Here is a 7,981-nt window from a genome sequence, read left to right as displayed (position 1 = left end):
GCCGTCCTCACCGAACGGCCGCTCCTCCGACTGGTTCGGACCGGCGGCATAACCGTCGATCGAGATCGTCTGATGACAGGTCACCTTGCCCACGATGCTTCTCCTTCGCCCAGCCGACTCATGAACCTAACTGATTGCATTGTGCAATCAGATTAACGATGAGACGTACGGGCACGCAAGAGGCCAGGAGTCCGGCCCGCTGGTCAGCGGCCGGGTCAGATCATCGCCGCGGGGTCACGCGTCCGGAGTGGCCGGCGATCGGACGAGGATCTGGTCGGTGCGCCAGACCTCGAGCGCCTTCCGCCGTCGCCTGATCTCGGCCGCGATCGTCCGTCGGCGAACCGACAGGATCGCCACGTCCCGGATCGCCTTGTTCCGGGTCCGGTTCCGACCCGCGCCGTCGGGCATGCTGACCGTACGGATCGACTCGTCGACCTGCCGGAGCTGGGTCTCAAGATCATCCAGCGACCAGCCGGCCAGATCGGAATCTGCGTCAGCGCCCGAGGTTCTCGCCGGCTCTTCCGCCCCGCCGGCACCGCGGTCCAGGCGTGTCGGGACAGCCCGTACACCTTCGTCCACGATCACGTCCTGGACCGCCTCGGCGAGATCTTCCCAGTGGCGGGCCCAGTCGTCACGCCCAGCCGCGCGGGCCTGCTCAGCCGCCCGCAGCACGTCGTCGCGCAACTCGTACAGACTCGACGCCGCTGCCCTCGTTCCGGCTGCCCTCATCCTGGTTGCCTCCCCCTCGATCACCAGGCATCTCACATCGCCGTGCCAGACCCCGCAGCCGTCCGCACGCCACCAGCATGACCGACCGACCACTGGGGGTGTCAACCCAGAACCCGGGTCTGCGCGGGTGAGTCCGGCCTTCCAGGGGTCGGACGCGGGCTGCAGAGCGGTCATCCCGGCGGCGCCTGCGACCATGTTGGCCGGACGAATGGACTCCCGACCACCCCCTGTTGACGGGCCGCCCGAGTGCCTCGCGATCGGGTCAGCGGAGCGCCGAGTAGAAGCGCTGGATGTCGTCGATCAGCAACTCGGGGACCTGGTGCGCGGCGTAGTGGCCGGCGACGTCGTACTCGTTCCAGGAGATGATCTTGGAGTGATCACGTTCGGCGAAATGACGAGGTGGCTGGACGTCGTCCTTGAACGAGGCGAGGCCCAACGGGACGGTGGTGGGCTCGGTGGGCGGTGCGGTCTGGGCCTGCTCGTAGTAGATCCGCATCGCTGAGGCGACGGTGTCGGTCAGCCAGTGGAGCGTGACGTTGGTCAGGACGAAGTCGGCCGCGACGTCCCCGCGGTAGATGAGGGCGTGCCAGCCGAGCAGCCCGACCGGGGAGTCGGCGAGCGCGTGCGCCACGGACTGCGGCTGTTGGGAGAGCAGCCGAGCGTAGGCATCCATGTGCTGGTGGAACCAGTCCAGGTCGGCGAATTGCGTACGTTCGTCGGCCGGCATCGCCTCGAGCTCGGCATCGGTGGGCCAGGAGTAGACCTGGCTGACGTGGACGCCGATCACGGAATCGGGTGCAACGCGGCCGATCTCGGGGGAGATCATCGAGCCCCAGTCGTTGCCGACGGCCCCGTACCGGTCGTAGCCGAGGCGGCGCATCAGTTCGGCCCAGGCACGGGCGATCCGGGGAACGTTCCAGCCTCGTTCTGTCGTCGGGCCGGAGAACCCGGACCCCGGCAGGGATGGGACGACGAGGTGGAAGGCGGTGTCGGGGTCGCCGCCATGAGCCCGCGGGTCCACCAGCGGGTCGATGATGTCGAGGAACTCCACGATGGAGGCCGGCCAGCCGTGGGTGAGGATCAGCGGTACCGCGTTCGGCTCCGGTGAGCGTACGTGCAGGAAGTGGATGTTCTGCCCGTCGATGGTGGTCGTGTACTGCGGGTAGGCGTTGAGCCTGGCCTCCCACGCCCGCCAGTCGTAGCCCGTCCGCCACCGCTCGGCCAGTTCCTTCACGTACCCGGACGGGACGCCGTAATCCCAGCCTGCACCCGGCAGTTCCTCAGCCCACCGAGCCCGGTCGATTCGGTGTCGAAGATCATCCAGTCGGTCCTGGGGTACGTCGATCCGAAAGGGCCGGATCTCCTCGTTGATCATGGTCGCCTCGCTTCTTGATCTTGGTGCGGTCGCCCGGTGCGGACTACCGGGTGTACGTGTGCTCGACGGAGCCGTCGGGGAAGGTCCTGGTGGAGACCAGCTGGAGCGGCTGGGTGGCGCTCTTCTCCGGGGTCAGCCGCAGCCCGTCACCGAGCAGGATCGGCATGATCACCACGCCGAACTCGTCCAGCGCGTCGATCTCACGGAAGGCCTGGATCGTCTGCTGGCCACCGACCAGATGGACGTCGCCCTCGAAGTCGGCGGCGCGCATCAGCTCCAGCAACTCCGCCGGGTCGGCGGCGCTGACGACGTGGTCCGGCGTGCCTTCCGGCAGCGGCCGGCCGGTCAGGACGAAGACCTTCAGGTTGGGCCACGGCCAGTGCGACGAACCGATCGCCGGCAGAAACGTCGACCGGCCCATCAGCACCGCCCCGCAGGTCGCGATGAACTCCGGCGCCCCGTGCGAGATTCCGCTCTCGAAATCGGGCGCGGTCAGGATGGTCGGCAGGCCGTCGGGGGTGGTGATGTAGCCGTCGAGACTGACGGAGATGTGGGTCCGGATCTTCATGGTTTCCTCCTCGGTGGGTATGTCATCAGCTTCGCCGGTTCGCGGGTAGGCGACATGGGGCAGATGCCCTAGATCTGGTCCACCGGATGTTCAGATTCGTACCCGCCCGGGTCTCGTCGGCGTGCCATCATCGGTGCGGTGATCAGTCGGCTGATGAGCCCCACGCTGGTGGGCCGCGACCGGGAGCGCGCCGCCTTGTTGTCCGCGTGGGACGACTGCAGGTCCGCCGCCGGCATCGTCCTCATCGACGGCGAGGCGGGCCTGGGCAAGACGCGGTTGGTCCGTGACTTCACGAGCGGGCTCGGCGCCTCCGCCCGGGTGATCGAGGGCGGTTGCACCGATCTCGGCCCGGACGGGCTGCCCTTCGGTGCGTTCGTGACGGCCCTGCGTCGGCTCATCCGAGCCCTGGACGCACCGACGATCGCGGCGATGGTTCCCGGCGGCGGCCGGCGTGAGCTCGCCCGGCTGCTGCCCGAACTCGGCGACGGCGAGTCCGACCTCGACCGCGAACTGGGCCGGGCCAGACTCTTCGAGGAGGTGTTGCTGCTCCTCGAGGCCAGTGCCGAACGGCAGCCGGTCGTCCTCGTTCTGGAGGACCTGCACTGGGCCGACCGATCGACCGGTGACCTGCTCGACTTCCTGGCCCGCAACCTCAGCCGGCCCGGTGTCCTGGTGCTCGGTACCTATCGTCCGGACGAGATCGATGCCGCCCATCCGCTGCGCCCGGTCGTGACCCGGACCGAGGGCGTACGACGGCTGACGCTCACCGGGCTGACCAGGGACGAGGTCGCCGAACAGATCGCCGCGCTGCAGCCGGGTTCGGCCGACGCCGACCGGATCTTCCAGCGCAGTCAGGGAAACCCGCTGTTCGTCGAAGCCTTGGTGGCTGCCGGCGACGACACGGCCGGATCGCTGCGCGAACTCCTGCTCGCCGACGTGGACCGGCTGCCGGAACCGAGCCGCCGGATCGTGCATGCCGCCGCGGTCGCCGCCGCACCGGTGCACCACCGGCTGCTGGCGGGCCTCGTCGGCCTGGACGACGTGGCCGTCGAAGCCGCGCTGCGTCCGCTGCTCCGGCAGCGCCTGCTCGAGGTGGTCGACGACGGGTACGCCTTCCGGCGCGATCTGATCCGGGAGGTGGTCCACGACTCCCTGTTGCCGAGCGAACGTGCCCGGCTGAACCGGCAGTGTGCCGAGGCCCTGAGCGCCGACCGGCGTCTGGCCGGTGAGCGAGCGCCGGCCGAGCTGGCGCACTACTGGTTCGCGGCCGGCGAGCCCGACCGAGCCGCGGAAGCCGCGTGGCAGGCGGCCGACAGAGCCCGGCACGCGTTCGCGTACGCCGAGGAGCACCGGATGCTCGATCGGGTCCTCGAGCTCTGGGATCATCGCCCCGACTCGGTCCGGGCCGACCGGTCCGACGTTCAGGTGCGTGCGGTCGAGGCGGCCCTGAACGCGGGCGAGTTGACGGCCGGATTCGACCGGGCGACCGAGGCCCTGGCCGGCACCGCGGACCCCGAGCGCGCCGCCTGCCTGCTGCAGCTCCGGGCGGAGCTGGGCGACCGGAGCGGCCGCGACCAGTTGCCGGACCTGGTGGCCGCTCGCGACCGATTGCCGGCGTCCTCGAGCATCGCCCGCGGCCGGGTCCTCGCCGCGCTGGCCACGGCGCAGCGCAACCGCCGCCGACTGACCGAGGCGGCGGACTCGGCCGCCGAGGCGCTGGCGATCGGCGAGGCCACCGGCGAGTCGTCGGTGCAGTCCGGCGCCCTGACCACCCTGGGGTCACTGGCCGCCCTGGCCGGAGACCTGCCGGAAGCCCTCGCTCTCTTCGACCGGGCCGGTCGGGCGGCCGAGACCGCGCGGGCCGACGATCTGCGGTTACTGGTCGCCGTCACCGAGTCGGACGCGCTGGAGGCGGCCGGTGAACACGGCCGGGCCGAGCAGGTCGCCCGGACCGGCCTCGCGCTGGCCCACGAGCTGGGCCTGGCCCGTACGCGCGGCACGCTGCTGGCCCCCAACCTTGCCGAGTCGCTGCTCTCGCTCGGCCGCTACGCCGAGTCGACCGCGGTCCACCAAGAGGCCATGGCGCTGAATCCGCCGCCGCTCTACCGCGCCTACCTGCAGATCATCCAGGCGACCGTTGATCTTCGTCGCGGCGACTTCGAGGCGGCCCGGACCGGGGCTCGGCTGGCCCGGAACACCATGAGCGAACAGATCCGAGGCAGCGAATCCTGCCTGGAACCGGACCTGCTGGACTGCCGCCTCGCCGAGGTCCGGGGCGAGGTGTCGGCGATCGAGTTGATCTTGCAACACATTCTCGATGATCATGATCTCCGGGAGAGCCCACGCTACGGCTGGCCGCTGATCTTGATCGGCATCCGAGCCCTCGCCGACGGTCCGCTGCTGGAACGACTCCGATCCGTCGCGCTGCCGGCTACCGGCCGACTGCAAGCGGCTCACCGGCTCAGCATCGAGGCCGAGACCTCACCCCACGACTGGCCGGCTGCGATCGAGGCCTGGCGCCAGATCGGTCAGCCGTACGCACTGGCCGAGATCCTGATCCGCGCCGCCGGCGCGGCTCTGGCCCGACAGGACCGGCCGGCAGCCACCGAACTCGTGACCGAGGCGGCGGCGATCGCCGCCGAGCTCGGCGCGACACCGCTTCGCGAGCGGGCCGTCAGCCTCTCCCGGCGCGGCCGGCTCGGCCTGGACGACGGCCGGAAGCAGGACAGCCCGGCCCGGCTCACGCCGCGCGAGCTGGAGGTCCTGAAACTGGTGGCGGCCGGCCACAGCAACCGCCAGATCGGCGAGCAGCTCTTCATCTCGACCAAGACCGCCGGCGTCCACGTCTCCAACATCCTGGCCAAACTGACCGTCACGACGCGACTCGAAGCAGCCGCCTGGGCCCACCGAATGAACATCTTCGGCTGAGCTTGATCGGCCGATGACGCAGCGCAACGCAAAGATCAACTCGGCCGATGCCGCGACACTCGCACGCGCCATCTCGGCGAGCCCGCGGCCCTCCACACTTCCACGGGGCGGGACGTCACGAGACCGGAGGCGCCCACGCGGCTAGGTTCGATCATGGGCGTCGTCGGCTGCCGGCGCGGAGGAGGTGGCTTGCGATGTCAGCGATCGGGTCGGAGGTCGTGTCCGCGCTGGGCTTGGACGGATCGGAGGTCGAGCCGGTCATCGGCGGACGGGTCAACCAGGTCTGGCAGGCCTACCGCGACGGCGTACCGGTAGCCCTGCGCCGTTCGCCTCAGTTCCGGTTGCTGCCCGAGGTGGCGTACGAGTGCGTGTTGCTGACGGCACTCGCCGGGACGGGCGCACCCGTGGCGGCCGTGGTCGCCGGTCCGACGTCCGTGAACGGCTCGGTCTGGGTCGCCTTCGACTGGATCCGCGGCGCGCATCCCGAGGTCCCGGTCGCGGACCCGACCAGCTACGGACGGCTGCTCGCCGAGCTGCACGAACACACGGCGAAGCAGGTGGATCAGCTCGGGCAGCGGCCCGGCTGGGGCCGGCTGGACGAGTTCCTCACCCTGCCGCGACCGGGCGGCGGCCGCACGATGGCGGAGGTCCTGCCGGACTTCGAGCGAGCCTTCGGACGCGCCGGTGCGTGGCTGCGGCGACAGGCCGAGGAGGTGGCCGCGCGGCTGACCGCGGCGTCGATCGCGTCGTACCCGCAGGTCATCGCTCACGGCGACTTCGCCCCCGGCCAGGTGCTCTTCCGCGAGGACCGGGTCGGCGCGGTGGTCGACTGGGACTTCGCCCATCTGGACCTGCGGCTGGCCGACCTCGCGATCGCCGCGTCCATGGCGCGGCCCACCGTGGCGCGAGCCGCCGCCTTCGTCCACGGCTACTTCGGCGGCGCCGGGACCGACATCGGCGACCTCGACCTGCTGGCGGACCTGCGCTGCGCGTTCCACCTGAACAACCTCGGCAATCACCTCTGCGCTCGCTGGGCCAACGGCGCGGACATCACGCCCCAGGTGGAGATGATCACCGAACGCCTCGAACGTGACCAGTGGTTCGGACCCACGCTGGTCGCGGCGGCGAAGGAAGCGGCGGGTTCGACCTCCCCGCGTACGATCGCGGCTCCGATCACCCGGGAGTCGTCCGACCTCGACCTGGCGCACGAACTCGCCGATCGGGCCGCCGTGGTGGCCCGCCACTACTTCGAGCGTGGAGTCGCCACCGAGACCAAGCCCGACGCGAGCCCGGTCACCGAGGCCGATCGCGCCGTGGAGCGACTGCTGCGCCATGCGCTCGCCGAACTACGACCGGACGACGGCATCCTCGGCGAGGAACTCGGCGACCAGCGGACCGGCACCCGGACCTGGATCCTCGACCCGATCGACGGCACCGGCGCGTTCGCCAAGGGCTACCCGAACTGGCGGATCCAGATCGCCCTCGAGATCGGCCGTGAACTCAGCGTGGCCGTCGTCGACGCACCGGCCCTCGGCGTGCGCTGGTGGGCTTCGGCGGGATCCGGGACGTACGAGCGCAGGACCGGGGAGCCGACGCGGCGACTCAGGGTGTCGGAGACGGCGATCCTCGACGACGCGCTCGTCGCCGCTCATCCCGCGCCGGCCGCGGACCGTTTGCCCGACGGTACGCGACAGCCGGCACCGACCCCGCTCCCACTGGTCGAGCTCATCCGCGGTGAGATCGACGCCTACTTCGTCGACTGCTGCCACCCGTGGGACCACGCACCGTGGATCCTGCTGGTCCGGGAAGCCGGCGGCTCGTTCACCGATCACCGCGGCGGATCGTCGCCCGACCACCACGGCGGCCTCTACGGCAATGGGCGGATCCACCAGACCCTGCTCGCCGCACTGCAACCCCCACTCGTACCCGAGGCGCCCTGCTGAGTTGCGCGATCCCCTTGTATGACGAGGATCCGGCCTCGACCCGCGTGTAGTCGCCAGTTGACTCCTCGAAGGACTCCACGCCAACTTCACCGACCACGGAGACCGGCCGCGAACTCGAGGATCTGGAGTGCTGCGTGATCGGCCTGGCGTGATCGCACTGGCGTTGTCGCTGCTGACGGTGGAGCTGCCGGCCGGGATGTGGCTGACCATGGGTACGGTCAGCTACCTGCGCGCACCTGGATCACTGGGCAACAGCAGAGAGACATTATGTTGTCGCCCGGATCGCGACGTTCTTGCCGGTTGCTGGCGGCCAGCGAGCTACCAGGTCAGTCACGATCGATGCGGTAGGTGACATGGGTGACGGTGGATGACCCTCTGGCATAGATCTGTTCCAACTTCAGCGGCGGAACACCGTCGAACAGCCGGGCCCCGGCGCCC

General features: G+C 70.3%; 5 protein-coding genes. 2 read left to right on the top strand and 3 right to left on the bottom strand.

All coding sequences use genetic code 11. The features are described 5' to 3' along the window. Nucleotides 1-234: 234 nt before the first annotated feature. The 3 genes from AC6CCG_RS34300 to AC6CCG_RS34290 all read right to left on the bottom strand — a co-directional run bounded on the left by AC6CCG_RS34300 (nt 235) and on the right by AC6CCG_RS34290 (nt 2,672). A complete protein-coding gene (locus tag AC6CCG_RS34300; protein ID WP_496659358.1) occupies nt 235-729 on the bottom strand; it encodes a hypothetical protein in 495 nt (164 codons plus the stop codon). A gap of 262 nt (nt 730-991) precedes the next feature. Continuing rightward, nucleotides 992-2,104 carry an epoxide hydrolase family protein gene (locus AC6CCG_RS34295; protein WP_496659357.1) on the bottom strand — a complete coding sequence of 371 codons (1,113 nt, stop codon included), beginning with the start codon at nt 2,102-2,104 and terminating at the stop codon, nt 992-994. Nucleotides 2,105-2,147: 43 nt separating this feature from the next. Continuing rightward, complete coding sequence (locus AC6CCG_RS34290) at nt 2,148-2,672, bottom strand: dihydrofolate reductase family protein (protein WP_496659356.1); 525 nt, start codon at nt 2,670-2,672, stop codon at nt 2,148-2,150. A 138-nt stretch (nt 2,673-2,810) separates the two neighbouring features. Here AC6CCG_RS34290 and AC6CCG_RS34285 point away from each other — a divergent pair, with 138 nt between their 5' ends. After that, entirely contained in the window at nt 2,811-5,600 is a 2,790-nt protein-coding gene (locus AC6CCG_RS34285; RefSeq protein WP_496659355.1) for a helix-turn-helix transcriptional regulator, read from the top strand. Nucleotides 5,601-5,794: 194 nt separating this feature from the next. Beyond that, nucleotides 5,795-7,543, top strand: a complete 1,749-nt coding sequence (locus tag AC6CCG_RS34280; protein ID WP_496659354.1) for an inositol monophosphatase family protein — start codon at nt 5,795-5,797, stop codon at nt 7,541-7,543. The last annotated feature ends 438 nt before the right edge of the window (nt 7,544-7,981 follow it).

The sequence above is a fragment of the Microlunatus sp. YIM B11417 genome (assembly GCF_059617205.1).
This window is presented reverse-complemented; position numbering and strand designations above follow the sequence as displayed.